A 1,669-nucleotide genomic window follows, 5' to 3' on the forward strand; every position below is an offset into this window, starting at 1 on the left:
TGTAGCCGCAAAGTTAAAGTGTCCTGTTTCTGCAAAGTTGGAATGTCACACTCCCCGCGTTTGATTGGCGCCGGGGAGATTGCCGATGGGACTGATAGCGATGAGCGAGCGTGATCTGCAGCGGATCGAGGTTTTGTCGAAGGTCGTTGACGGCCGGGCGACGCTGGTCTCGGCGGCGCGTGTTCTGGGCTTGAGCGAGCGCCAGGTGCGCCGGCTGTTGGAGCGGATCAGGACGACCGGCGCGGCGTCGATCCGGCACAAGGCGATCGGCCGACCGTCGAACAACAGGATCAGCCCGGGCGTGCGCGATTATGCTTTGGCTCTCATTCGAGAGCGCTATGCCGATTTCGGTCCAACCTTGGCAGCCGAGAAGCTTGCCGAGCTCGATGGGCTGACGGTGTCGCGCGAGACGCTGCGCCAATGGATGACGGGCGCCGGCATCTGGCTGTCGCGCAAGCAGCGGCGGACGTTTCATCAGCCACGATTGCGGCGCGAGGCCTATGGCGAGCTGGTGCAGATCGACGGATCGGAACATCGCTGGTTCGAGGATCGCGGCGATTCGTGTTCGCTGCTGGTGTTCGTCGACGATGCGACGGGCAAGCTGATGCAGTTGCGCTTCGTGCGCTCGGAAAGCGCGTTCAGCTACTTCGAGGCGCTGGAGCTTTATTTGAAGGATCACGGTGCTCCCGTTGCCTTCTATTCCGACAAGCATTCGGTGTTCCGGGTGGCGAAGAAGGAGGCCAAGAGTGGCCAGGGCATGACCCAGTTCGGGCGTGCACTCTCGGAACTAAACATCGAGATTCTTTGCGCAAATTCGAGCCAGGCGAAGGGCCGGGTTGAACGGATGAACCGGACATTGCAGGATCGGCTGATCAAGGAACTGCGGTTAGCGGGCATCGGCAGCATGGACGATGGCAATGCTTTTCTGCCGCGGTTCATGGCGCGGTATAACCAGCGGTTTGCCATCGCCCCTACCCGTCCTGACAATCTGCATCGGCCGATCAACATGCCATCGGATCGGCTGCAGGAGATCCTGTGCAAGCGTGAGCAGCGTTATGTCGGGGCGCAGCTGACGTTTTCGTTCGAGCGCCAGCGGATCATGCTGGAAGAGAGTGATGTGACGCGTGGCCTGGTTGGTCGCTATGTCGAGACCTATGCCTATGCCGATGGCCGGCTCGACGTGCGCTGGAAAGGCCATTCCCTGTCCTATCGGGTGTTCGACAAGGACCAGCGGGTGACGCATGCGGCGATCACGGAGAACAAGCGGCTTTCCGATGTGCTGGCCTATATCAAGGAGCGGCAGGATCAGCGACCAACGCCGAAGGTGAAGACCAACAGCGAGAAGAACGGCTATACGCCGCGGAGCCGCAAGCCCGGTCGGAACAGGGATTTCATGAACGATCCCGCCGTCATTGCCCGACGGCGCCAAGCGCTCTCTGACCTCGATGCGGCGGAATGACCGGCTGCTGCAACTGTCAAAGCTAAAGCCAATGGGTGCGTCTCATCCGCCCCCTCCCTTCCCTTGCAACCCGGCCCAGCCGGTCCGGTCGGGGGCTTGCCTCAGCGCAAGTGGACATGCCGAGTGTCGCATTTCTAAATAGCTGAAGACGCGCCCAAAATGACACTTCTACTTTGCACACAAACGGACATTCCAACCCTGCCGCCACAA

At 60.6% G+C, this 1,669-nt stretch carries 1 protein-coding gene; it reads left to right on the top strand.

Annotated features, from left to right (window positions below):
- The first annotated feature begins 85 nt into the window (after positions 1-85).
- Positions 86-1,459: an ISNCY family transposase gene (locus HX899_RS34615; RefSeq protein WP_127431940.1), complete on the top strand. Its 1,374-nt coding sequence runs from the start codon at positions 86-88 to the stop codon at positions 1,457-1,459.
- Positions 1,460-1,669: the final 210 nt, after the last annotated feature.

It is taken from the genome of Rhizobium sp. WYCCWR 11146, from assembly GCF_013591995.1.
In the GTDB taxonomy this organism is placed as follows: Bacteria; Pseudomonadota; Alphaproteobacteria; order Rhizobiales; family Rhizobiaceae; genus Rhizobium; species Rhizobium indicum.